General features: G+C 58.9%; 23 protein-coding genes. 5 read left to right on the top strand and 18 right to left on the bottom strand.

All coding sequences use genetic code 11. The features are described 5' to 3' along the window. Positions 1 to 102 precede the first annotated feature (102 nt). Entirely contained in the window at positions 103 to 699 is a 597-nt protein-coding gene (locus JZY08_RS23480; protein ID WP_142171668.1) for a TetR/AcrR family transcriptional regulator, read from the top strand. Between the two features lie 118 nt (positions 700 to 817). Here the strand turns inward: JZY08_RS23480 and paaZ are convergent, their stop codons facing one another. From paaZ to JZY08_RS23425, 11 genes are all read right to left on the bottom strand, one after another. Continuing rightward, positions 818 to 2,875 (bottom strand): phenylacetic acid degradation bifunctional protein PaaZ, encoded by a 2,058-nt coding sequence (paaZ, locus tag JZY08_RS23475; RefSeq protein WP_216331806.1) that lies wholly within the window; start codon positions 2,873 to 2,875, stop codon positions 818 to 820. 16 nt (positions 2,876 to 2,891) lie between these two features. After that, positions 2,892 to 3,653 carry a Phenylacetic acid catabolic protein gene (locus JZY08_RS23470; RefSeq protein WP_216331805.1) on the bottom strand — a complete coding sequence of 254 codons (762 nt, stop codon included), beginning with the start codon at positions 3,651 to 3,653 and terminating at the stop codon, positions 2,892 to 2,894. A gap of 17 nt (positions 3,654 to 3,670) precedes the next feature. Then, the gene (gene paaE, locus JZY08_RS23465) at positions 3,671 to 4,747 is read right to left on the bottom strand and encodes a 1,2-phenylacetyl-CoA epoxidase subunit PaaE (RefSeq protein ID WP_142171674.1); all 1,077 of its coding nucleotides are present in this window, start codon (positions 4,745 to 4,747) and stop codon (positions 3,671 to 3,673) included. A gap of 26 nt (positions 4,748 to 4,773) precedes the next feature. Then, a complete protein-coding gene (gene paaD / locus JZY08_RS23460; RefSeq protein WP_035243276.1) occupies positions 4,774 to 5,298 on the bottom strand; it encodes a 1,2-phenylacetyl-CoA epoxidase subunit PaaD in 525 nt (174 codons plus the stop codon). Between the two features lie 12 nt (positions 5,299 to 5,310). Further along, positions 5,311 to 6,093, bottom strand: coding sequence for a 1,2-phenylacetyl-CoA epoxidase subunit PaaC (gene paaC, locus JZY08_RS23455; protein WP_216331803.1), 783 nt, complete (start codon positions 6,091 to 6,093; stop codon positions 5,311 to 5,313). Next, the gene (gene paaB, locus JZY08_RS23450) at positions 6,093 to 6,377 is read right to left on the bottom strand and encodes a 1,2-phenylacetyl-CoA epoxidase subunit PaaB (RefSeq protein WP_003498121.1); all 285 of its coding nucleotides are present in this window, start codon (positions 6,375 to 6,377) and stop codon (positions 6,093 to 6,095) included. Before paaB ends, paaC begins: the two co-directional genes overlap by 1 nt. Before the next feature lie 100 nt (positions 6,378 to 6,477). Beyond that, entirely contained in the window at positions 6,478 to 7,482 is a 1,005-nt protein-coding gene (gene paaA / locus JZY08_RS23445) for a 1,2-phenylacetyl-CoA epoxidase subunit PaaA (RefSeq protein WP_216331802.1), read from the bottom strand. A gap of 24 nt (positions 7,483 to 7,506) precedes the next feature. Further along, positions 7,507 to 8,712 (bottom strand): 3-oxoadipyl-CoA thiolase, encoded by a 1,206-nt coding sequence (gene pcaF / locus JZY08_RS23440; protein WP_216331800.1) that lies wholly within the window; start codon positions 8,710 to 8,712, stop codon positions 7,507 to 7,509. A gap of 161 nt (positions 8,713 to 8,873) precedes the next feature. Further along, positions 8,874 to 9,728, bottom strand: a complete 855-nt coding sequence (locus JZY08_RS23435) for a PaaX family transcriptional regulator C-terminal domain-containing protein (RefSeq protein WP_139009086.1) — start codon at positions 9,726 to 9,728, stop codon at positions 8,874 to 8,876. Between the two features lie 171 nt (positions 9,729 to 9,899). Beyond that, the gene (locus JZY08_RS23430; RefSeq protein WP_216331799.1) at positions 9,900 to 10,283 is read right to left on the bottom strand and encodes a hypothetical protein; all 384 of its coding nucleotides are present in this window, start codon (positions 10,281 to 10,283) and stop codon (positions 9,900 to 9,902) included. A gap of 71 nt (positions 10,284 to 10,354) precedes the next feature. Next, a complete protein-coding gene (locus tag JZY08_RS23425; RefSeq protein WP_216331798.1) occupies positions 10,355 to 11,278 on the bottom strand; it encodes a helix-turn-helix domain-containing protein in 924 nt (307 codons plus the stop codon). Positions 11,279 to 11,653: 375 nt separating this feature from the next. On the opposite strand from JZY08_RS23425, the gene JZY08_RS23420 reads away from it, so the two are divergent. After that, on the top strand, positions 11,654 to 12,583 hold the full coding sequence (locus JZY08_RS23420) for an MYG1 family protein (protein WP_216331797.1): 930 nt from the start codon (positions 11,654 to 11,656) through the stop codon (positions 12,581 to 12,583). Positions 12,584 to 12,969: 386 nt separating this feature from the next. Here JZY08_RS23420 and JZY08_RS23415 read toward each other — a convergent pair whose 3' ends face one another. From JZY08_RS23415 to JZY08_RS23385, 7 genes are all read right to left on the bottom strand, one after another. Next, the gene (locus JZY08_RS23415) at positions 12,970 to 13,410 is read right to left on the bottom strand and encodes a DUF6527 family protein (RefSeq protein ID WP_051795968.1); all 441 of its coding nucleotides are present in this window, start codon (positions 13,408 to 13,410) and stop codon (positions 12,970 to 12,972) included. Beyond that, complete coding sequence (locus JZY08_RS23410) at positions 13,410 to 14,585, bottom strand: ThiF family adenylyltransferase (protein ID WP_035219753.1); 1,176 nt, start codon at positions 14,583 to 14,585, stop codon at positions 13,410 to 13,412. Before JZY08_RS23410 ends, JZY08_RS23415 begins: the two co-directional genes overlap by 1 nt. After that, complete coding sequence (locus JZY08_RS23405; protein WP_035219755.1) at positions 14,560 to 15,321, bottom strand: multiubiquitin domain-containing protein; 762 nt, start codon at positions 15,319 to 15,321, stop codon at positions 14,560 to 14,562. Before JZY08_RS23405 ends, JZY08_RS23410 begins: the two co-directional genes overlap by 26 nt. A gap of 95 nt (positions 15,322 to 15,416) precedes the next feature. Continuing rightward, positions 15,417 to 18,797, bottom strand: a complete 3,381-nt coding sequence (locus JZY08_RS23400) for a UvrD-helicase domain-containing protein (protein WP_253204101.1) — start codon at positions 18,795 to 18,797, stop codon at positions 15,417 to 15,419. 3 nt (positions 18,798 to 18,800) lie between these two features. Then, a complete protein-coding gene (locus JZY08_RS23395) occupies positions 18,801 to 19,391 on the bottom strand; it encodes a hypothetical protein (RefSeq protein ID WP_035219756.1) in 591 nt (196 codons plus the stop codon). Next, positions 19,388 to 20,161, bottom strand: a complete 774-nt coding sequence (locus JZY08_RS23390) for a hypothetical protein (protein WP_035219759.1) — start codon at positions 20,159 to 20,161, stop codon at positions 19,388 to 19,390. The genes JZY08_RS23395 and JZY08_RS23390 overlap by 4 nt, the downstream gene beginning before the upstream one ends. Before the next feature lie 316 nt (positions 20,162 to 20,477). Beyond that, positions 20,478 to 21,095, bottom strand: coding sequence for a hypothetical protein (locus tag JZY08_RS23385; protein ID WP_051795976.1), 618 nt, complete (start codon positions 21,093 to 21,095; stop codon positions 20,478 to 20,480). Positions 21,096 to 21,195: 100 nt separating this feature from the next. On the opposite strand from JZY08_RS23385, the gene JZY08_RS23380 reads away from it, so the two are divergent. Genes JZY08_RS23380 through JZY08_RS23370 form a run of 3 tightly spaced genes read left to right on the top strand, consistent with a single transcriptional unit; the run spans position 21,196 to position 24,568 of the window. Further along, positions 21,196 to 22,761: a recombinase family protein gene (locus JZY08_RS23380; protein ID WP_051795980.1), complete on the top strand. Its 1,566-nt coding sequence runs from the start codon at positions 21,196 to 21,198 to the stop codon at positions 22,759 to 22,761. After that, positions 22,761 to 23,669, top strand: a complete 909-nt coding sequence (locus JZY08_RS23375) for a plasmid partitioning protein RepB C-terminal domain-containing protein (RefSeq protein WP_035219761.1) — start codon at positions 22,761 to 22,763, stop codon at positions 23,667 to 23,669. Before JZY08_RS23380 ends, JZY08_RS23375 begins: the two co-directional genes overlap by 1 nt. After that, positions 23,669 to 24,568: a plasmid partitioning protein RepB C-terminal domain-containing protein gene (locus JZY08_RS23370; protein WP_035219763.1), complete on the top strand. Its 900-nt coding sequence runs from the start codon at positions 23,669 to 23,671 to the stop codon at positions 24,566 to 24,568. Before JZY08_RS23375 ends, JZY08_RS23370 begins: the two co-directional genes overlap by 1 nt. Positions 24,569 to 25,019: the final 451 nt, after the last annotated feature.

Genomic DNA, 25,019 nt, shown 5'->3' with positions numbered 1-25,019 from the left:
AAGGAAAAGCCGGAATAGTCCGGCACCGGGTTGACTGTGTAAAGGGAGGAGCGGCACCCCTCCCACGGCAATCGCCCGGGAATGAGCAGAAACAGGAAGACCATGGCACGGACGCGGGCAGTTGATTTCGAGGAAAAACAGCGTGGCATTCTGACGAGTGCCGCGGCGGTGTTTGCCGAGGTGGGCATGGAGAAGGCTTCCATGTCGATGATCGCCTCGCACAGCAATGTCTCCAAGGCCCTGCTCTATCACTATTATCCCGGCAAGGACGCGTTGATCTTCGACATCGTCCGCACGCACCTGACGGAACTCGACGGCGCGATCGAAGCGGCGGATCGCAGCGATGTGGCGCCGCAGGAGCGCCTGCGCCTTCTCGTGAAGGCCGTCATGAAGAACTATGAAGGCCGCGATAACGAACACAAGGTGCAGCTCAACGGCACCAGCGCGCTGTCGCAGGAACAGCTTGCAGAGCTGCAGGCGATCGAAAGACGGATCGTCAAGCGCTTCTCCGGTGTGATACAGCAGGTCAACCCCGAGCTTAACCGGGACCGGCCATTGCTGATGCCAGTGACCATGTCGCTCTTTGGCATGATGAACTGGGTCTATATGTGGTTCAGGCCGAACGGCCCTGTCACGCGCGACGAATATGCGGATATCGCAACCACGCTCATCCTCGAAGGCGTTAAAGCCGTGCGCTGACGCGGACCATCGCTCTTTTCGAGAGCGAGCGACTCAAAACGCCCTTCCCCACATCTCCCGTGATCCGACAGGCCCGATCTCGCACTCAAGATCAGGCCTCCTCGCCGTGCCCGAAGGTTTAGCTTCTCGTTTTCGCCACCATGGTCAGAACGTCATACTGGGCGACGGCAACATCGTTCTGGTTGGTGACCTTGCAGTCCCAGCGCACCTCCCCGTGCTCGGCATCGACGCGCGGATTGATTTCCTTGCAGGTCAGCTGCACCTGCAACGTGTCCCCCGGATTGACCGGCGTGAGGAAGCGCAGATTGTCGACACCGTAATTGGCAAGCACCGGACCCGGTGCCGGATCGACGAACAGGCCTGCCGCGAAGGAAACGATCAGGTAACCGTGGGCAACGCGTCCCTCGAAGAACGGATTGGCCCTGGCCGCTTCCTCGTCCATATGTGCGTAGAATGTATCGCCGGTAAAATTGGCGAAATGTTCGATATCCTCCAGCGTCACCTGACGGGTGGCGGTGACCAGCTGATCGCCGATGTGAAGCTCCGCCAGCGATTTTCGGAAGGGATGCTCGCCGTCCGTTTGGGTCTGAGCACCGGCAACCCAGCGGCCGGTGACCGCGGAAAGAAGTGTCGGCGAGCCCTGTATGGCGGTGCGCTGCATGTAATGTTTGACGCCGCGCATGCCGCCAAGCTCCTCGCCGCCACCGGCGCGGCCGGGACCGCCATGGACGAGGCCGGGCAACGGCGAGCCGTGGCCGGTCGAGGTCCTGGAGCTGACGCGGTTGCCGATCATCACCCGGCCATGGAACGGCGCCATGCCAAGCACGACCTCTTCCGCAAAGGCCGGATCATTGGTGAAGACCGAGGCGACGAGACTGCCCTTGCCACGACGCGCGAGATCAACGGCCTCCTCGGCGCTGTCATAGGGCATGACGGTGCTGACCGGGCCGAAAGCCTCCACGTCATGCACGGCCTTCGCCTCCCATGGCCGATCGCAATAAAGCAGCACCGGATTGAGAAAGGCGCCGGCCTCGGCGTCACCGGAAACGATGCGCGGCATATCAGGATCACCGGCAACGATTTCCGCATCGCCGAGCAGATCGCGGATGCGGGCGCGCACTTCGTCGCGCTGGTCGAGGCTGGCGAGCGGGCCCATGCGGACGTTTTCGTCCGTGGGATTGCCAAGCACCGTCTTGCCCAGCCGGTCGCCCAAAGCCGCGACCAGCGCATCACAATGGGCGCGCGGCGCGATGACACGACGGATGGCCGTGCATTTCTGCCCGGCTTTCGACGTCATTTCACGGGCAACTTCCTTGACGAAGAGATCGAATTCCTCGGTTCCGGGCCCTGCATCGATGCCGAGCACCGATGCGTTCAGGCTATCGGCTTCCATGGTGAAGCGGACGGAATTGCCGATAACGGCAGGATGGCTCTTTAGTTTACGGCCGGTGGAGGCCGAGCCGGTGAAGGTGACGACGTCCTGACCCTCGACATGATCGAGCAGATCGCCGACCGAGCCGGCAATAAGCTGCACCGCACCTTCCGGCAGAAGGCCTGTCTCAATCATCCGGCGCACCATCAGTTCCGTCAGATAGGCCGTCTGGCTAGCGGGTTTGACGATTGCCGGCATGCCGGCAAGCAGCGTGGGAGCAAGCTTTTCCAGCATGCCCCAGCAGGGGAAATTGAAGGCGTTGATGTGCACCGCCACGCCCTGAAGCGGGCTGAGAATATGCTGGGCGGAGAAGGTGCCGTCCTTCGACAAAGCCTCGGCGTCACCATCGAGCAGCACACGGGTATTCGGCAATTCGCGACGGCCCTTGGAGGCGTAGGAAAGCAGCGTGCCGATGCCGCCGTCAATATCGACCCAGCTGTCGGCACGGGTGGCGCCGGTGGCGGCGGAAAGCGCGTAAAACTCTTCCTTGCGGTCCATCAGCGCCAGGCCAAGCGCCTTCAGCATCGCGGCCCGTTCATGGAACGACATGCGGCGCAGCGCCGGACCGGCCTTTTCCCGACCATAGGCAAGGGTGCTGGCAAAATCGATGCCGCTCGAATCGATGAAGGCGACGGGCGCACCGGTCGAGGCGTCAAGAAGCGGAACGCCTTCCCTGGCCCCCGTAGTCCAGCTGCCGCAGACATAGCTTTCGAGCCGGCGAGGCCGGGACGCCAGAACGTTCATAGTCATTTCCTTCCTGTCAGATCAGTTTCAGCGCAGACAATTGCGCTTCGACGTCCGCCTGCCATTCGGCAAGGAGTGTTTCATTGGGAGTATGGCGAAGGCCGAACCGTGCCAGCGTGCCAAAGCGCGCTGAGCCGGAAAGCCCGAAGCTCGCGGCAACCCGCGGGCGCCAATAGGTGATGGAGGCCATGGCCGCATCACGTTCGGCCGGATTTGCCGCGATGCGCTCAAGACCGGCGATGCCAAGTTCGAGATGGCGCGCCTCGCGCGGCAGGATGCGGCGGAAAACCTCGGCCAGCGGCTGGTAGGAGACATGTGAAAGCTCGCGCAGCTGAATAACGCCCGCCTTGCCCATCAGCACATTCATGACGACGGCGTCGACCCAGCCGCCGAGCGGATAATGGAAGACCGAAAGACGCATATCGCCTTTCTGGCGGGCAGCCCCGATATCGGCATCGCGGGGGAGGCGCTCGGCCCAGGGGTGGTGGACGGCGTAGCGTCCGCCATCGGCACCGAAGCTTTCCATCACCTTCAGGATCTGGCCGGCATGATCGGTCTTTTCGAGCACGATGCGGGCGGCAGAGATACGCTCCTGGATACCCGGCGCGTCGTTGATGATATCGGCAAAACCGGCGGAACCCGCCAGCTCGCTATCGACGAAGCTTGCCATCAGGCGCAGCAATTCGCCACGATAGCGCGCCGGCACATTGTCCGGGGAGGTTAGGACACCGCCCTGCGCGAGATAGTCTTCGATCGGCATTGTTTCGGTGTGGGTCATGCGGTCGTCCTCCGCTCTTACTGGTCGTAGCTGACGACGACCTTGTCGCTCAGCGGGTAGCACTGGCAGGTCAACACATAGCCCTGCCGAACCTCGTAGTCCTCAAGCGCATGGTTGACCTCCATCTCCGTCTCGCCCTCGATGACCTTGGCGCGACAGGTGGAGCAGACGCCGGCCTTGCAGGCATAGGGCGCGTCGATATTGTTCTCGAGCGCGGCGTCGAGCAGGCTCTGGCCCTGTTTGGGCATGTTGAAGATGCGGGTGGCGCCATCGAGCGTCACCGTTGCCTGACAGCTGGCATTCGCATCCGTGCCATGGGCATTCTGTGCCCTCGCCCGTGCGCGGCCGGGCTGCGAAGAGGCGAAAAGCTCGAACTTGATCTGGTCGTCGCGCAGTCCGTGCTCGCGCAGCGCGCCGGCAATCGCCAGCATCATCGGCTCGGGACCGCAGATGAAGGCTGTCGTCACCGAGGTCAGGTCGATCCAGCTCTTGAACAGCGCCGCACATTTTTCCGCATTGACGCGGCCGGTGAAGAGGTCGATGTCCTGCGCCTCGCTTTCGAGCACATGCAGAACGGAAAAACGGCCAAGATAGCTGTTCTTCAGGTCCTCCAGTTCCTCACGGAACATGATCGAGGAAATCTGGCGGTTGGCATAAACTAGCGTGAAGCTGGAGCGCGGCTCGCGCTTGAGCGTCGTCTTGATGATCGACAGGACGGGGGTAATGCCGCTGCCGCCGGCAAAGCCGAGATAATGCTTGGACACTTCGGGTTCGATATCGGTGAAGAAGGCCCCCATCGGCGGCATGGCTTCCAGCGTATCGCCGGCTTTCAGCCCCTCATTGGCCCAGCTGGAGAAGCAGCCGCCATCCACCCGCTTGATGCCGACGCGCAACACACCTTCATCGCGGCCCGCGCAGATCGAATAGGAGCGGCGCAGTTCCTCACCATCGAACTTGCGGCGGAAGGTCAGGTACTGGCCCTGGGTGAAATCGAAGGCGGCGCGGTCTTCCTCGGAGGGAACCAGCGTCACGACAACAGCATCGCGGGTTTCGCGGCGCACTTCAGTAACATTCAGGGAATGGAAACGTGCCATGGGTGGCCCTCATCCTTTGCGTCAGGTCAGATGCACTTGAAATAATCGAAGGGTTCCAGGCAGTCGGTACAGCGATAGCTGGCCTTGCATGGCGTCGAGCCGAACTGGCTGATCTTCTCGGTATTGGCCGACCCGCAACGCGGACAGGCGATCGTCAGGTTGGAGCGGCCCGAAAGCCGGTCGATGCGCTTCATCAGCACACCGTCAGCGGCGGTTCCGTCAATCGGCGGCGCGATACCGTAGGCCCTGAGCTTCTCGCGGCCTTCCGCGCTGATCCAGTCGGTCGTCCAGGCGGGCGAAAGCTGGCGCTTCAGCCTGACCTTTTCGATACCCCGCTCGTTCAGCGCACGCTCGATATCGAGGTTGATAATCGTCGTTGCCGGACAGCCGGAATAGGTCGGCGTGACCGTCACGACCAGCCCCTCTTCTTCCCAGGCGACATCGCGGATAATGCCGAGATCGACCAGCGATATGACAGGAATTTCCGGGTCCGGAACGTCCGCAAGCCAGGTCCAGACCTGCCGCGCAGAAGGGTGATGCTCGGCCGCCATCATCGACGCCTCCTACCAGGTCCCGCCAGGATAGGCGCGTTGCAGAAACTGCAGATCAGAAAGAATGAAGCCGAGATGTTCGGTGTGGATGCCGCGCTTGCCACCCTTCTGCATATAACCGTCGGCCGGCGTCTTCAGCGTTGCCTCTTCCAGCGTCTCAGCCACGATTTCATCCCAGGATGCCTTCAGCGATGCGGGTTCCGGCGCCACGCCGGCGGCGGCGATGGCCGTATCCGCGGCGTCGCCGAGGAACAACTCGCCGGTAAAGGGCCAAAGATCGTCGAGTGCCGCCTGCATGCGGCGATGGCTCTCCACCGTGCCGTCGCCGAGTCTGATCACCAGATCGCGGCTGCGATCGAGATGATAGGACACTTCCTTCAAGGATTTTTCGGCGATTTCGGCGATGCGATGGTCGCTGGAGCTTTTGAGCCACTTCAGCAGAACGTAGTGCCACGCATCGAACAGGAACTGCCGCATCAACGTCTTGCCGAAATCGCCGTTCGGGCGCTCGACAAGCAGCACGTTGCGAAAATCCAGACCGTCACGCAGATAGGCGAGATCGTCGGCAGAACGCCCCTTCCCCTCCACTTCGCCGGCAAGGCCAAGCCAGAGCTGCGTCTGGCCGATCAGGTCGAGCGCCGTGTTGGAAAGCGCGATATCCTCTTCGAGCGCCGGCGAGTGACCGCACCATTCCGAGACGCGATGACCGAGAATGAGGGTATTATCGCCCATCCGCAGCAGGAACTCGAAAAGGGCGGCATTGTCGACGACGGCAGTCTCTTGAGCCGCGCCCATCACATATGCCCCACTTCTTCCGGCACGTCGAAGAAAGTCGGATGACGGTAGACCTTGGAATTGGACGGCTCGAACAGCGGTCCCTTTTCCGACGGCGCACTGGCGGTGATGTCGCTGGAGCGCACCACCCAGATGCTGACACCCTCATTGCGGCGGGTATAGACGTCGCGGGCATTGTTGACGGCCATTTCCGCATCCGGCGCATGCAGGCTGCCGACATGGCGATGATTGAGGCCATGCTGGCCGCGGATGAAGACCTCCCAGAGGGGCCATTCGCTGGACATGATTTCTCTCCCTTATTCGCGCTCGTCAGCGGCGGGCCGCGTTGCGAGCGTATTGACTGCGATTGGGACCAAGGGACCGCACGCGCGATCCGGAACACACCTATTCGGCGGCGATACGGGCGGCCTGCTGGCGCGACTGCACCTTTTCGGCATGGGCGACGAGACCGTCACGGAACCACTCGCCATCGTCCCAGGCCTTTTTGCGGGCATTGAGACGCTCGGCATTGCAGGGGCCATTGCCGGCGATCACCGCGAAGAATTCACTCCAGTCCGGCTCACCGAAATCGTAACCACCCTTTTCCTCGTTCCACTTAAGGTCCGGGTCGGGGACAGTCAGGCCGAGATAGGTTGCCTGCGGCACGGTCTGATCGACAAATTTCTGGCGCAGCTCGTCATTCGAATTCTGCTTGATCTTCCAGGCCATCGACTGGGCCGAATGCACGGAGGCGTCGTCGGAAGGACCAAACATCATCAGCGACGGCCACCACCAGCGGTTCAGCGCATCCTGAACCAGTGCCTTCTGTGCCGGGGTGCCCTTCACCATTTTCATCAGAATGTCGAAACCCTGACGCTGATGGAAACTTTCTTCCTTGCAGATGCGGACCATCGCGCGGGCATAAGGCCCGTAGGAACAGCGTTGCAGCGGCACCTGGTTCATGATCGCCGCGCCATCAACCAGCCAGCCGACCGCGCCGATATCGGCCCAGCTCAGCGTCGGGTAATTGAAGATCGAGGAATATTTGGCCTTGCCGGAATGCAGCTGCTCGTACATTTCGTCGCGGCTGATGCCGAGGGTTTCGGCGGCGCAATAGAGATAGAGACCGTGACCCGCTTCGTCCTGCACCTTGGCCAGCAGGATCGCCTTGCGCTCCAGTGTCGGTGCGCGGGTGATCCAGTTGCCTTCCGGCAGCTGGCCGACGATCTCGGAATGGGCATGCTGGCTGATCTGCCGCACCAGCGTCTTGCGGTAACCTTCCGGCATCCATTCCTTCGGCTCGATCTTCTGGCCGGCGTCGATGCGCTCCTGGAAGGCGCGCTCGACCGGGTCCATTTCATCGAGGCTGCGGACGTGGGCGGCGTCGGTTTTCACCATCTGTGCATACATGGCCATTCCTCCTGTTTTATCGCGTCAGACACGTTCGAGAATGAGTGCGATGCCCTGGCCGACACCGATGCACATCGTACACAGCGCATAGCGGCCGCCCTGGCGATGAAGCTGGTAGGCGGCGGTGGTGACGAGGCGGGCGCCGCTCATACCGAGCGGATGGCCCATGGCGATCGCGCCACCATTCGGGTTCACATGCGCCGCATCGTCGGGCAGACCGAGGTCACGCAACGTGGCGAGCGCCTGCGAGGCAAAGGCCTCGTTCAGTTCGATGACATCCATTTGGCCGATGGACAGTTTAGCACGTTCCAGCACGCGGCGCGCGGCAGGCGCAGGGCCAATGCCCATAATGCGGGGCTCGACGCCGGCGGCGGCCATAGCCACGATGCGGGCCTTCGGCGTCAGGCCCTGCGCCCTGGCTGTCATCTCGCTCGCGATCAACAGCGCGGCAGCGCCATCATTGACACCGGAAGCGTTGCCGGCGGTAACCGAAAGATCCGGTCCGTTGACCCCCTTGAGTTTGGCCAGCTGCCCGGCCGTCGTTCCGGGTCGCGGATGCTCGTCACGATCAACGATGATCGGGTCGCCCTTCTTCTGCGGCACGGAAACGGGGGCTATCTCATCGGCAAAGACACCGGCCTCGTATGCTGCGGCCCACCGCGTCTGGCTGCGCGCAGCAAAAGCATCCTGATCCTCGCGGCTAACCCCGTAATCGGCGGCGACATTGTCAGCCGTTTCGGGCATGGAATCGACGCCAAAAGCCTTTTTCATCTTCGGATTGATAAAGCGCCATCCGATTGTCGTGTCGTATACGGCATTGGCCCGCGAAAAGGCGCTCTCGGCCTTGGGCATGACAAATGGAGCGCGGCTCATGCTTTCGGTGCCACCGGCAATGACGAAATCGCAGTCACCGGCGCGAATTGCCCGGGCGGCCATACCAACGGCATCCATGCCGGAACCACAGAGGCGGTTTACGGTAGTGCCGGGAACGGAGACCGGCATGCCCGACAGAAGAGCCGCCATGCGTGCAACATTGCGATTGTCCTCGCCGGCCTGATTGGCGCATCCATAGATCAGGTCATCGACCTTCGACCAGTCAACCTGCAGATTACGCGCCATCAGTGCCGCGAGCGGAACAGCGGCAAGATCGTCGGCACGTACAGAGGCCAACAGACCCGCATATCGTCCAATCGGAGTGCGAACAGCGTCGCAGATAAATGCTTCAGGCACGAATTCCTCCTCGTCCTCCTCAGCCCGGCGGGCCATTAGCCGACCGATCGGTTAGTTAATACCATTCCTTATGTCACAGTTCAATACGATTTTTGCCAATTCTTGTGACATTAGAAATTCTGCGATTTTGTTCGCACGCTTGCGCTCGCAAAAAACAGGACTCACAAGATGGCGAGGAGCCCGTCTATTCGATGCCTGGTGGCAGCCGTTTCGGCCGGAAGAGGCCCGTCCTCCGTCAAAAATCTCCGCGCAATGAAGTCGTCCGCCTTTTTTGACAGGTGGACATAGAGCCGGGCAAAAAGGCGCCGTACTTCGGCATGGGGCCAATCATCGGGTAGCGCAGCGGCGGGAAGCCGCGGGTCATGCAGGACGATCATCCGGTATTGATGGACAAGAAGAAGACGGGCGGCGAGATGCTCTATCGGGCTGAGTGTCGCTCCCCCTTCCAGCGCCTCGGAAAATTTACCGTACCGTTCAAGGAATTCGCGATAAGCCGTGTCGTAGCTCGGCAGATCCCAATGTTCAGCTGCCAGTTCCTTGAGACCGGAGGCGGCACCGGCAACCTCGGCATTGAAGGTGACGGCTCCGGCGGACAGGGGCGGAAGCGGCCGTGCTCCAATTGACAGGCGGGAACCAAGCCTTGTGTATCCAGCCTGTTCCAAAGCCCGCGCATCGGCCTCGAAGGAAGGTCCCCCGAGGTACACGAAACGCCAGACGGGGTGATCGGCAGTGCCGAAAAGCAGACGCGCGGCTGCCGCAAAATCAGTCTGGGCTGCTTCGGTAAGACGGTAATAGCTGCGACGCCCCTGCCGCTCGCCGATCAACTGACCGGCGGAAACCAGCCTTGACACTGCCGTGCGCACCAAAGTCTCGCTGATGCCGACTTCCGCGCAGGTTTCGATCAGGTTACCGACCCAGATCGCGCCGCCCCTCGGCTCGACGACATCGCCGTAAATCGTGACGATGAAGCTCGCAGCTCTGAGCGAAGCATTACCCAGGAGAAGGCTTAGCGACATGTCCTAGTGATCCACCTTTTATGCGGGCTCTCCCTGTCGTGGATGAATCAGGACGAAAAGCTGCGCGGTCGCTCACCTGCATGCATGACATCGATGGATAAGGCAACTCACATGCTGGCGGCAATCTTTCCAGCTGCTTGTCGTTGCGCAATAACCCCAGCGTTTTACCCGTCACGCATTGCGCCTTGCCAACGCATCTTTTCCGACTGCCGCAGCGGTCTCTTCGTCCTTGACGAAATGGAAATCCACTCCCAAAGCCTTGCCTAACCCTTGGAACGCCAGCCGAATGGGCGTTGGTGTCGTTGTCGTTCCTTCTATCAGGATTGCTGCCGCACATAACTCGCGGAGACGTCCCTTGTTTTCTTTGAAAAACTGCGCGCGCGCCCTCCTCACCTCGAGTGAATCATGCATTTCGTCATGGTCGTGTTGTTCAGAGATCAAAACAAACTGGCGACCTTCACTGAGGAGTTCTGTGAGCTCGGCTTGCGCATTCACTCCTGGAGTGTCTGTTTCACGGATAAAAACCAGCGGAAACCTGTTTCTATCAATCTTCATGGGAAGCTCCTTGAATGAAAGGAATAATGACCCTTTGCGCCGAAGAAAGCGCCCGTATCCGGCTGGCCCGGTTATTGCGATTTGTTTTGTCGTCTGGCAGCCGTTTGAAAATCAACGATGCCCGCTTTTGCGGACGTATCGGCATGCGCGGATCTGCCCGCCTCGCCGCCGCGCTGCGGTATCCTCTGGGCCTCTCCATCGATATCGACCACTGCTGCCTCCGAGAAGTAACGCGCAGGTGTCCTGCCAAGCATCCGCCGGAACATCGCGATGAAAGCACTCGGACTTTCGTAACCCAGGTCGAAAGCGATGTTGGTGACAGATTGCCCGGATGCAAGGCGCTGCAGTGCCAGGCCAATATGCAGCTGTTGCCGCCAGCGGACGAACGACATGCCCGTCTCCTTCAGGAACAGCCGCGTCAGCGTGCGGTTGCTGGCACCAACGCGCGCGCCCCACTCCTCTATCGTGAACCGCACGGCGGGGTCATCGACCAAGGTCTCAGCGAGACGCCGCAAACGGCGGTCTGTGGGCATAGGCAGATGCAGCGGCTCGAGCGGCGCTCCCTGCAGCTCATCGAGCAGCACCGAAACAAGCCGCACCTCGCGCGTATCGCCTTGTGGATAGAGCAGCGGCGCAGAAAGGAACCGGAGCAGAAGCTCGCGCAGCAAAGGCTGCACGAACAGGATACCGCATCCATAACGAATAGGATCGGCAAGCGACGGTTCTAGGTAGAGGCTGCCGATGACGATCCGTCCCGGCGCTCGGGCAACATGCGCGACGCCGCTCGGGATCCAGATCGCGCAATGAGGCGGTACGGTCCACACGCCGCCCAAAGCCTCCACTATGATGACGCCGCTGATGACGTAAAGCAATTGTGCCTTGCGGTGCCGGTGCGGTTCCGTTTCGTGGATCGACTCAAGCTCGATGGTCAGTCCAACGACGGATCGCGGCACCTCATCGGGATCTTCCAGGTCCGGTATACTGGAAATACTCACTGATCTGCCTCCAAAACACGCCACTCAATCGAAGTGTATTGGTGGAAGCTTAGCCCATCTGCTGTGGAATGTGTTCGTGCTAGCATGCCATAAAGTATCGAGATGCAGCCATTTCTCGTTGGGACCATTGAGGGTTGTTTACTCGTGTTTCGCCGAGGCCCTTCCAAGCAGCGGAATCGCTCCTTGTGCCGAATCAATTTACCGCCCCCTCCCCCGAGAGAGCCGGTCTGGTAGACCTTATCGCCACTCGATTTTTCACCAGAGATCGTTGTGAAGGCTGCCGCCAGATTGACGGGTTGAGATGGCGTCGAGCAAAGGGTATCAGGTGCCCCAGTCTCAAGCGGAACTTCCGCAAGCAACAAGGCGTATCCTGACATGATCCCGGACTTCCTCGTCACTCACTCCGGTGGCTTCCATGCCGACGAACTTCTCTCCAGCGTTGTGCTAACCCGGGTTTTCCCACAGGCCCGCCTCATCCGCAGCAGGGCACCTGAATGGATCACGCCCGGTGCTGACCGCATCATCTACGATGTCGGCGGCGCTTATGATGAGGCACGAGGCGTCTTTGATCACCACCAGCGCGGCGCGCCCTTGCGGGATGACGATCAGCCTTATAGTTCGTTCGGCCTGATCTGGAAGCACTTTGGCCGCGACTATCTTGTCGCATTAGGCGTTCCTGAAGAGCATATCGGAAACGTCCATGCCTCTTTCGATACCAGCTTTGTGTTGCCGGTCGACTTGGTCGACAATGGTGCGTTCAGTCCTTCCAGCGCCGGGCCGCTTGTTGAGCTTACGCTGCCTGTCCTGCTGGAAACTCTGAAACCTGTTTTTGACGAGACAGATCCCGACGCGGACGATCGCAGTTTCCACGTAGCACTGGCCATCGCCCGCAGCTTTGTCGAGGCAAGAATAGCCAAAAGCGCCGCGAAATTGCGGGCAGAGGCGCTTGTGAGCCGGGCTATCGTTGACGCCGGTAAAGGGCATATTCTGGAGCTACCGATGGGAATGCCGTTTCGGCCCGCCATCGTTAAAGCGAGCGCCGACCATCTGCTGTTTGTCGTTCACCCACGTGACAGCGACTGGTGTCTGACCGGTATCCGTCGCGCCGATGAAGGCTTTGAGCTGCGGGCAGATCTCCCGGCGACCTGGGCTGGTCTCACCGATAAGGATCTTGAAACCGCTTGCGGCGTCGAAGGCGCAACCTTCTGCCACAATGGCCGGTTTATCGCTGCAGCTAAAACCCGTGACGCAGCCTTAGTCATGGCAGAGCTGGCGGTACGGGAGGCAATGGCGGTAAAGCAGTGAAATCGTAGCCGGTTCCGCTCTGGCCGCTTCGTGCAAGGGGAAAGCCTGACACTCGTTCCCTTCCCCCCTAGAGAGCGACTGGAAAAGAGCAACCGGTATCCGGGCAGCGGCCCTTGGAACCATCACCCCCATTCTAGAACACCGCCGTTCCAACAATTTATGATTTCTTAAACACAAAAGCCGCCCTTGGGGGCGGCTTTTAATGGATGCTGTACTATTTGGTTGCGGGGGCCTGACTGCACGGAGACTTGTAAATTCACCTAGATAGCTCCCGCATTGGCGACAACTATTTCCGCCCATATAACATACCCAGCAGCAAGTGGGCAGCCGCACCGTCGATGCCGGATGATGCGGCTGAGTTGGAGATGCACTCTGCATCACACCGCTCAAAGACCGAGCCAGTCCTTAAAGCGATCAATGAAGCCCTTCCTCTTTCCTGGAACCTTGGGTGGCGCAGAAGAAGTGGCGGGCGGCGCGGTATTGACCTGACCGTAGTATCTCTGCTTCGAGCCACGGTCACGACGACGTTCTGCCTCGATTTGTTCATCGCTCCACGCGCCGGCTTCGATGACGTTACCGCGCCTTATGATGTAGTGTGATCGACACCGCAAGGTCCAGCTACCAACGGAAGGGCTGAGCGAAATAGTTTCTCCGTCGAAGTCCATGTGCCAGTCAGTCGGAGTGAACGGCGTGACAACCTCTTCGCCGCACCCGCAGCAGCAGCTATGGGCCGCCGTCGCGTATTCCATCGAAATGTAGAGTATTCCGGGCTCCAACTTGTCCGGAATGAGAGAGTTGAAGCGGTGCTTGAGACGTCTATGGAACATTACGACCGGTCCTCGTTGAGCAGCATGTTGCCATCCGTCGTAAACGTGCTGTGGTGTTCATTCTCTAGGTCGCGGTAAAAGCCGCGCAGTTTCTTCCACTTCATGACAGCTAAGGCTGCATTGAGCATGTTGAGGTCGGCGACCTGAATGTTAGTGGCATAGACGGCATCGGCCGGCGCGCTATGGAAGGAGATACGCCCATTGTGAACGTGATCGCGCTTGGCAGGCGTGCTGGCGGTGACGCGGAGAATGCCACCGAGCGAGCCATCAACCAGTTCGAGGCCCATCCCGACGTCGATGAACGAGACGCCCATCGCCTCGAGCTTAGCCACCACTGCTCGCTTTGCATCGCCTGCATCCATCGAGAGAAAGGCGAAGGTGATGCCATCCAGCAAATACACGTTGCTTGCGCCGAGGTCGACGACATGAGGGACGATCCCCCTATGCATATGTGAGTAGATCGAGGCGAAATATTCCACCTTCGGCGCTGCCGCCCGCAATTGGTCTATCGAAGGTGCTCCAGGCGCACGGAATGCGTTATGCTGCAGGAAGGTGTCGCCATCGAACAGGTGAATCTGATCAACGGGCGTCTTTGCCGTTTGATCCAGGATGTAGCCCCCGGTTCCGCCGAGCCCAATGATGCCTATCTTTTCGCCTTCCAGGCGTTCGGTGAGGGCACCGATACCGGCACGATCTGAGGCGGTCTCGGTATAGTGGAATGGCGAGACCGCCTGATCTTCGGGAACCTGGAAAACCCGCGGGCTCAGGCCCGGCTGCAGAACCGCTGCAGGGCCGGCGAGGATGTTCGCGTACGCGGTCATCTTCTTATGGTAGTCCGAGTACCCTTCGGCCGGCTTGCTGGAAAAGGCGTGACGTGATGTTAGACCGTGCCCCAATTCCGACGTCACACTCTGATGCATGATCGCGGAAATGGGGCGGCCATCGGCGTGGCACGGATACTCACCATCGAAAAACATCACGTGCGTGTCGGGGCGATGGGTCCGGTCCCCAGCCATGGTAAGGCTGGAGATCAACTTGCCCATTTTCACCTGGCGGGAAGCGTTGACGTAGGGCACCTGGTGCATGACCAGGTAACCCCCGCGCTGCTCCACGACATAGCCTTCGTCGCGAAGCTGCTTGAGATCGGGGTTAAGACTGAACGGTGCGGGTGACATTGAATATTGTCCCTTTCTTGACCGTTACGACACCGCCGATGCCCAGCTCACCTTGATGGGGCTTGGACTTCGCATGGCGATAAGTCATGGAGAACACTACGTTGGCTTCCGGGGCACCCGGAAAGGCCAGTTGCACGATCTGCTCGAAAGTCACGTCCGGCCCGTCGACAATGCGTGGGCGGGCATTGACGATGATCTCAATCTGAGAACGCGGCTTGGGAGCAGTAATGAAGTGCTCGATGCCAAGCTCGTCGAGGTCGACGAGATCTTCGGGCTCGATCAACCGGTCGGTGCCACCCGGTACCTCAAGGAAAACAGCTTCGTCAGCACCGGGTTCCGCGAGGGCGTAGAGGACAGCGCCGCTGATAATGCGCTTGCCCCATTCGATTTGGGCACCGTTAACGGTAGCCTTGTAGTCGCGGTCGGTGGCGAAAGCGATAAAGCGTTCCGCGCCGTGTCCGCGAAGATCGAAGGGCTCGTCCAGACGGACGTCCTCGAAATCACCCGAGGCGAGGATCGCGAAAAGGCTCACCCCGGCCTTCGGCTTAACGCCACCGGCAGCCAGAATCTGACGGCCCAGCGGGATGGGATCGGGCACCGTGACCGGTTTGAATTCAAGATCGCCATTGGCGAACTGAATGCGATAGTTGTTGGCGGGGTTGAGGGGGCGTCCCTCACGGATGGCGATGCCGACATCCTCAATTTCCTGCGTGGCAGGACCGGACTTGACGCTCATTGTCATTCTCCAGTGCCCCCGGACTACCCGAGGGCTTCTGAAGGGCTAATCGGAGCGTGCCGAGAAATCCGGTAGGGTCGTGTTCACTTTTTTTGTCAGAATGCCGTCGGGAACCGGACCGCAGAAGAAAAATGCTGGGCAGCTAGGGCAACGCCTGGGGTTGGATCCGTCTCGAACGCACCAGCAGCAATGCTTTGGAGCGCGCCGGTAATCTTCACTCTCCTGCCTTCAAGCTTTCTAGGTGTGAGTTCCACCGGGTCGAATGTGCCGTCACCGAGGAAAACCAGATCGGCACGCGGTCGATCAGGATGCTGTCTCGCAGCCAATACGAACGCGGCAGCAGACCAATCCTCCATGCTCTTGGAGTTCGCATGACCCGTCCGGATCGTACGAACGATGCTCACCCCATCCCGCAAGAACGCTTCGTCCGGCAACACCTCGATCACACCATAGCCCGTATCGAATTGGAGACGGGGAACGGGTTTCCTTATCTGGCCGATCCGGTTTTCGTGGAGCGATCGCGTAAGCGAGCGTGCTATCTCCGCATACTCGACGCGATCGGCAGCATCGAACCCCTCCGTATCGAAAGCGAGTTGCAGGCGGCGTTCGATTTCCGCCAATTCGACAATGTCGGGATCTTGCGCAACCATCCAATCGGTTACGTGTCTTATGGCCTTGTGCATACGCATGAAGGCAGTTTCGGTCTGCCTTCCGCCGACTTTAAGCAGGTAACTGTAGAAAAAGCGCCGAGGACATTTCTCGTATTGCAGGATCTGCTGTCCGGTAAACGAAGGCTTGCCCTCGAAGACGATACTGATTGGCATGTCTTCCGGTGCCGGAGGCACCTTCAAGGTAGGCGTTACCATACGCGGCGCAGGAACTATACGGTCGATGAACGGCGAGTGGTTCATCGTCTTATCATCCACGGAACGCGACTGCGAATAGCAAATCAGACGATCCCGTGCGCGAGAGGTCGCCACATAGAACAGGCATTCCTGCTCGTCCTCGTGGGCCTTAGCACGAACTTCAATGCCGCTTTGTCCGTGACTTTCGACGAGCCCATCCGGGGGCGCAATTCCTTGGATCTGGCTGGCCGACCTGGGCAGACTAGCTGCAGTCAAGCCAGGTAGGTGCACAACCGGGAACTCGAGGCCTTTGCTACCGTGAACCGTCATAAGCCGTACAGCATTCAGACCTTGGGACGATGGCGGCAACTGCCTGAGATCGCGATCATCCGCGATGGAGACTAGGCGACGAATGCGATCGAGCATGTCCAGGATCGGGGACGCTGTCCCAGGTGCGCTCCGGATGAAATTCATGAACTGCCAGATGGCAATGCCGGCGGCGCGATGCGAGATCTCCTTCGAGCGGCCGATTTCGCCTGCTATGACGGTCCGATCGAGAAGTACTTGAGCAAGGACGTCCCATGGGCGCGACTGCCTGTCGAAACCTTCCAGTACTGTCCGCAAATGTACAAGCGCTTGCTGGCCTTCTGGTGAAAGATCGGGGATCGGAAGGTTCAGCGTTTTCCAGTCGTTTTCCTTGTCTCTACGCAACTCTGCGACGATGGAAGCGAGGTCAGCCATCGACATGGTGAACGGCTTCATGGTCGCAACACGTGCCAACCCTAGAGCCTTACTGTCAGTGACCATGGCCAGCATGGACAGCAGGTCCTTGATCTCGGGGCGCTCGAACACGCTGCCGAGATATAGCACCGGCACACCTAGACTTTCGAGCCCAGCGCCAAACCGCGCCAGCTTGTCATTGCCCGTACAGAGAACCGCTTGATCACGAAAATCGTGGCCAAGTGATCTCATCTCGTGGATAGCCTCCACCAATACCGCTATCTCGTCCTTATCTGTACCGGTCTTCCGGAACTCGGGACGGTGACCACACGCCCCGCGATCCGCGGTAAGCCTAGACGGTCTACCGGCGGCGGCCTTCATTCCACCCGCAAAATCGGAGAAAGCCTCGACGATCTCTTCACGGGAACGATAGTTCACGGTCAGTCGTCCCACCTTGGCGGTAGGGAAGTCCACCTTGTCAAACAGATCCACGTTAACCGACGAGGCGCCACGGAAACGGTAGATCGACTGCTTGATGTCACCCACGACCCAGAGATTTTGACCCGTTCCGACGATGGCCTTGAGGAGGCGGACGCTGCTGCGGTTAACGTCCTGGTATTCATCCACAAGCACATGCTTGTATTTGGATGCTAGAGCTTCCCTGATCCCGGGATAGCGCTCGAGCACTGTGACAGGAAGCGACACCAAGTCGCCGAAGTCGAGCAATTTCCTCGGGGCCTTGAGTTCCTCATAACGCTTGTAGACCTTGGCGACCTCGAGCACCTTCTCAGCGGTCTCTACCGCTGTGCGATCATGGAAGCCCTCGGCCGTCGCCTTCATGACCTCACCAAGCCGACGGCAATCGTCCGGCGAGGCTACCTCGTCTTTCGCACGCGAAATCGCCTGGAGGATGTCGTTGATGTCCCGAGTCGGATCCCACAAGTTACGGTAGTGAACCAGCCTAAGACCGGGTAATTCTTTTTCGATCATCGCTATGCCGTCTGCCCGGTCGATCATTGTCGGCACCGGCGGCATGTCTATCTCATCGGCAAACCGCTTGATGATGTCGAGACCAAAGGCATGGAAAGTGCCGCACCACATCGCGGTAGCCGCATCCGGATTCGTTGCGCTGATGCGCTCCACCAATTCTCCGGCAGCTTTGTTGGAAAAGGTGAGGACCAATATCTCGCGCGGATCGGCTCCCTGCTCCAGCAACCAGTTGATCCGACCGACCAAGGTCTGCGTCTTTCCAGTTCCCGGACCCGCCTCGAGAAGATACGGACTTCCGGAGTGGTGGGCGGCGGCACGCTGTTCTTTAGTGAGGGCGCGGATGGTAACCTCCGCTATTGGTCGCTCTTCAAATTCGGGCAACAGCAGAGCATCGAGCATCTGCTGGGCGACAACGCCGAAAGAAGCACCCAGCTTGCCGGCGATCTGTGTCGCTGTCAGGTTCCCCTCGATATGGAGAGATTTCGCGCGAGACCTGGGCAGCAGCAGCTCGCGGGCAAACAGATCCATCTGGATTTCGCGGCGCTGATTTCGACCATAATCCTGAATGCGGTCCACGCCCACCGGAGCCGCGTCAGTGGAGCGCTCCTCGTCAACGGTCAGCGCGCTATCGGCAACCTTGTCGTCGCCAAGGAGCACGTGGCCCAACTCGTGCCCGATCAGGAATGCGTCTGAAAACGGTGAACCAGTGTCTTCGTGCAGGATGAATCGGAAATCCGGATCATAGGTCGCTCGAGCGCCGGCCAGCGACGGATGCCCCTTCGCTACCTTCTCAACCGTGACACCCTCGGCCTTCGCAGCGAAGATGGCCACTAGGTAAGGCTGCCACGGGTCAACACCGGCGCTCTCCGCTTTCTGGAATAGCGCCGCTGCCCGGCGCCGTCCGATCTCGACGCCATCCATCCGTCAGTCCTCCCGCAATATCTTGGCCTTCTCGGCTTCAGTGAGCGTGGAATTCTCGATCAGAGATCGAAAAGTTACCTTTCCGCCTACCTGCGGCTTGACCTCGCTCTTGAAACTCCTCGCCGACGAAAGGGATGGAGGCATAGTGAGATAGGAACGCAGCATTTCCGTAGCATACCCACCGGTAGCCGCGATCTTCGTTATCCATCGTCCGGGAAAGCCTTCAAGCTCCACAAGGCCCGACTTGATAGCACTCAGCACCGATAAGGGTAGCCCGATCTCCCGCATCTGTGTTGAGACAAGAGAAGCTTCGACTTGCTTGACCTGCCCTGCGGTGAGCTCCGGTCGTTCGGCGGAAATCATCCTGTTGAATTGGCCCCAAGCCCGCTGAATCTCCGACGAATCAAGATCTTGCAACGTCACGGGCTCTTCCTCTGAAGGCATTCGCAAATCCAAGGCCAAGTTGAGCAATTCGCTCGCGAGATGGGGATAATTCTCGAGGTAGCGCTGGATAGTATCGGGGCCATGGTCGGGCTCGACCGAAAAGGCCAACATGACTTCCTCGTCATTCGGTGTTGCGTTGGAATTATTCATTGATCATCTCCCTCCAGCGCGATCCTCACAGCCTTGTGGGCCCGGTCACGCTTCTGCCGCGCGGCCTGCTCCCCGCAACCGACAATGCTGCCTATCGTGGTGACGGCCGGGTCGTTCGACGTGAACGGCACCCCCGCCCAATCAAGGATCAGCACCTGACGCTGGTCGTCCGGCAGAGCATTAATCGCAGTCCGCATGCGAATTCGGTACATTGGGTCTGAATATTTTTCGGAGTTGAGCGGGTTAAAGCCAGGTTCCGACGTCTGAATCTTGTCGATAGCGTCGGGATCGTCGGGGAGTGTCGTTTCGCGCCCGCTCTCCTTGGATTCTTTGGACAACGCCGTTCGGCGGAGAGCCGCCAGCGCGGCCGCGAACTTCACCTCAAAGAAGTCGAGGCGCCCGTCGTAGCCGTTGTAGTCTTGCGCCAGTATCTCTACGAACCTGCCAAGCGCTGCGGACGCCGCCCGTTCTTCCATCGCCACGAGGGGGCCAGTCTCGCGTCGCCAACCGCCGGGCAGTGCCTGCTTGACACGCAGGATCAGGATCTTCCAAATTCTCTCGTAGTTCCGAGGCGAATTTCCCTTACGCTTGCGAAGAAAATGCAGCAGGCACTCCGAGCGAACATAGTCTTGATCTTTTTTATCTAGGATCGAGATACGCCGGATGCGCTCTTCTTCGACGAGGGCCGACAGCTCATCGATCTGACTTTCGATCTCGGGGGGACGCGTATAACCGACACCTCCCGTCTTCTTCCGCAATGGTTCCGCCATCTATCCCTACCATGGCTCCAACTTCTGAGCTTAAGACAGTTTGCTTCGATTCTTCGAACAATATCAACTAGAGGTCATCATACCCCATCCAACCTCAGTCAGCGATGGCAGCGTCGAGAAGCTCTGATGGAGGCGTTTTACTACAATCGGCAGCCTCGAAACAAAAACTGCCTGGGCAAAAACGGAAAATTATTTCCGCCCCAGACGGCTTCTGACGGAGGTCTTGGGCATCGATTTGCGAGAACTAGAGGCCGTGGCGACGCCAGCGGACAGGGCGGCAAAGGGAGCCTTCAGAAGTCTACCTAATCCGCGCCATTCACGTTAAAAGCGTATAGCGACCTCGCCGTTTATTCCCGCGATAGATAATAGCCCCGCGCTCCCTCAGGGCGGCGATATCACGCTTGCCGGTCTTTAAAGATACCCCGAAAAACTCGGCGATGTGCACGGCACGGGCGTTCTTCTGAGCCTCAAGCTGGCGAAGAAACCATCGCTGCCGCATTCCCTGCTCGGAATATGGATCAGGGACACTATGAGGGTCATTGGGGTCACGATTAGGGACATCCTGCACAGAATGCGTAGCTGACACCGGTCGAGCAGAAACATCATCTTTCGCCCTGTCCGCGGCCTGCAGCTTCTCCTGATCATAATATGCCGATAGTATTTCCTGTCTTTGCGCAAGCGCCAGCACGGTTTTCAAAACTTCGTCGGACCGACGCAAAAGCTGGATGAGGTAGGCTCCATTTGGGCCAGTCAAGCCATTCAACCAGTTCAGCACCGTTCTGTCCGACGCGCCCGTCCAATTCCCCACAGCGATCGCAAAGTCCGGCCTTCCCATACTTTCCTGCTTCAACGCAACACTGATGACTTCAGGATAGTTGAAGCGTGTCCGGCGACCTTTTCCATCCCGGATATTATTTCCGTTTTTCTGCAACATCCTTCCAAACGGCTCCCATAAGTTGAAGACGTCGAAAGATTAGGTGACCGGTAGTTACAAACATCCGCATGGACCTGATCGTGTTGCTTCAGGGGCGTGCATGATTGGACTGATCGATAATACATCCGCCGTTTCGGCAAGCGCTCCGATACGCGCAGCCCAGTATCTTCGGATGTCGACCGAGCATCAGCGCTATTCCACTGAGAATCAGGCAGGCGCGATTCAGGACTATGCTGCGAAAAACAATATCGAGATCGTGCGCACATATTCCGACGAGGGCATCAGTGGCCTTACATTTGAAGGTAGGCCGGGCATCAGGAAGATGATTTCCGATGTGGAAAGCGGCAACGCCGATTACGAACTGATCCTCGTCTACGACGTGAGCCGCTGGGGTCGCTTCCAGGACCTCGATGAAGGCATCTATTATATGCACCATTGCAAGAAAGCCGGCGTCCGCGTGGAGTTCTGCGGAGAGCGGTTTCAGAACGGTGGCGACATCGGTTCGAAAATCCAGCTTCTCGTATCGAACAGTTCTGCGAGCGACTATAGCCGGGTACTTTCAACGAAAGTGCATATGGGGCAAACGACCCTTATCAAAAAAGGTTTCCGGCAAGGGGGACCGGCAGGATTTGGTTTGCGCCGGCTTCTCGTGGATGACTCCGGCAATGCGAAGTTCCAGCTTCGTCGCCTCGAACACAAGAGTATCCAGACGGACCGAGTGGTTCTCGTACCAGGACCACCTGAAGAGATCACCGTTGTCAGGCGCATCTATGCGGACTTCATCGAACGCGGCTTGACCGAACAGCAGATCGCAAACCGCCTGAACTGGGAAGGAATTCACACCGACCTCGAACGCCCCTGGACGCGCAGTACCGTTCGCCAGGTTCTCACCAACGAAAAATACATTGGCAACAACGTCTGGAACCGGCGATCTTTCAAGCTCAAGACCAAGCGCGTGCAAAACGATCCTGCACTTTGGGTCAGGGCCGATGGCGTGTTCGAATCAATCATTGATCCGAAGCTTTTCAATGCGGCGCAGAAAATTATCGCTACCAGGTCGCACCGGCCCGACAACGAGGAGATGTTGAACGCGCTGCAACGCGTACTGCAGCGCCACGGCTACCTCTCCGGGCTGATCATCGATGAGGCGGATAGTTGTCCCTCCGCCGGCGCCTATCAAAGCCGTTTCGGCAGCCTGCTACGGACGTATAAACTCATCGGATATCAGCCGGATCGCGACTATCGCTATGTCGATATCAATCGCCGTCTCCGCCAACAGTATCCCGACATAATAACGAGCGTCATCTCGCGAGTGCACGAAACAGGCGCGAGGGTCAGAAATGATGGCGCCAGCTCCATGTTCATCGTGAACGAGGAAATCCGCGCGTCGCTGGTCTTGAGCCGCTGCCACATTAGCACAGCCGGCCGAAAGCGGTGGTTCATTCGCTTCGATACCAGCCTCTGTGCGGACATTACCATCGCCGCAAGAATGGAACCGGAGGAAGCCTGTATCAAGGATTTCTACATCCTGCCTACGCTCGACTGTTCCGGCGAGAAGCTACGCCTCTTCGAAAACAACGCCAGCGAACTTGACGTTTACCGGTTCGACACCCTCGACGCCCTGTACCACCTCGTCAAGCGCACCAGGATCAAGGATATCATCTGATGGCAACACGTCCGACAGAGCATCATGCTGGCCACGCGCAGCAGATCGTTTCCATTCCCATTGATAGAATACGCATTCTCAATCCCCGGGCGAGAAGCAAGAAAACCTTCGCCGGCGTCGTCGAAAGTATCGCCACTGTGGGACTGAAACGCCCGATCACGGTTGCGGAAGCCGGCATGGATGAACAGGGGCAGCGATACGAGCTCATATGCGGCCAAGGCCGGATAGAGGCCTTCAAGGCGCTCGGCGAGACCCATATTCCAGCGATGATTATAGCTGCTCCTGAAACGGACCGCTATCTGATGAGTCTCGTCGAAAACCTGGCCCGCCGGCAGCACTCCAGCCAGGATCTCCTGAACGCCGTTCAGGTGCTTTCAGACCGGGGATACACCAATGTGCAGATAGGCCAGAAAACCGGGCTGGATCCGAGCTACATCCAGGGAATCCTCCAGTTGCTGCGAGCAGGAGAAGAGCGCCTCATAACCGCCGTTGAAAAAGGATGGCTGCCGCTTTCCCTGGCCGTCGAAATCGCTCGATCCAGCGAGGCCGACGTCCAGATCGCTATGATGGAAGCCTACGAAACTGGAACTCTAAAGGGGGACCAGCTTCTGAAAGTCCGGCGGCTGATCGATAAACGCAAGGCGTTCGGTCAAAAATACCAAAAGGTGATTCAGCGCAACGAGAAGCCCATGACGGCAGCAAGACTCGCGCAGACCTTCCAGGAGGAAGTTCGGCGCCAGCGCCTCGCCATCCAGAAAGCGGATGTAGCGGAGCAGCGGTTGCTCTTTGTCGTCTCCGCCATGCGCAAGCTGCATTCGGAGGAGCATTTTCGGACGCTGTTGCGAGCGGAGGGGATCGTCGATATGCCCAAGCCGCTCGCCGATCGTCTTTCCGGAGGGAAAAACTGATGAGCCGCTCCACCTTCGAACAGCATACCATTACGGTGCTTGTAAACGACATTCTGCCGACGCGCACATTGTCACCCAGTCTGCGGTACTCCTCAAAGTTCAAGACGATTCTCGCGTCGATACAGGAAGTTGGCATCATAGAGCCGCTGGCGGTGTTTCCCGAAAAGGGCGGGAAAGATGGGGGCAGAAAATACATTCTTCTCGACGGCCATGTGCGGCTCGAATGCCTGAAGGTTCTTGGCGCCACGCATGCCGTTTGTCTTCTTTCGAAAGACGACGAAGGCTTCACGTTCAACCGGCAGGTCAATCGGCTGAGTGCTGTGCAGGAGCACCGCATGATCATGCAGGCAATAGCCAAAAAGGTTCCTGCGGAACGCATAGCCAAAGCCCTGAGCGTCAATGTGGAGCGTATCCGCGAACGCCAGCGCATGCTGGACGGTATCGCGCCCGAGGTGGTGGAATTGCTAAAGGACAGGCTGGCGGCGCGCGGCGTGTTCCCTATCCTGCGCAAGATGAAGCCAATGAGGCAGATCGAAGCCGCCGAAATGATGATCGCGGCAAATCGCTTTACAATCACCTATGCCACTATGATCCTCTCGGCGACACGCCCTGATCTTCTTCTGGAGCCGAAGAAGCCTAAGCCGATAGAGGCCTCTGCGGAAGACATTGCCCGCATGGAGCGGGAGATGGAAAGGCTCTATCACGACTATCGAACCGTTCAGGATACGCTTGGCGACACGATGCTCGTCCTCGTCGTTGCCAAAGGTTACGTTTCCCGCCTGCTAAGAAATGACGCCGTTGTGGACTATCTCCTGCGATACCATGCCGATTTGGCGGGAGAGCTCGAAAAGGTCATGGAAGCGATCAAGGCGGACGCCATGTCCTTCGAAAGAGAATGACTGCTTGAAAACATCTTCTTTCGCGGGGTTTGCTGAACTGTTTCAGATCAAAGACGGCACAACTATCAGGCACCCTGGATGGCGAGGGCATGCACGCTAGTCGGACAAACACTCATGCCCTCGCCAGCGCCCTGCCTCGACGATGACGAAATCGCCATCCGTGAAAGGTGTGCGTGGAGCTGCTCCTGAACGGCGCGGCAAGCCAGTCATGACTGCGGTTCTCCTTAGGGGCAGCAATGATCGGCCACCATTGTTTTGGCCGGAGAGTGTCGACGCGCCGCCCACAGAAACAGTGAACGATGATATCGGCGATGCCTTCGTATCGGTCGGCTGTGTCTCAGGCCCTCTGCTCTTTCGTGCAGGAAATGCTCTCGGTTTTTTCATGGCACCCCCTACCGACACACCGGCCGTAGTACACGTAGTACAATAGACACCGTTGAGCACGCCCGCT

The organism is Rhizobium sp. X9, from assembly GCF_018873185.1.
In the GTDB taxonomy this organism is placed as follows: Bacteria; Pseudomonadota; Alphaproteobacteria; order Rhizobiales; family Rhizobiaceae; genus Agrobacterium; species Agrobacterium oryzihabitans.
Note: the sequence above shows the minus strand (reverse complement) of the source record. Positions and strands in the feature narration are given on the sequence as shown.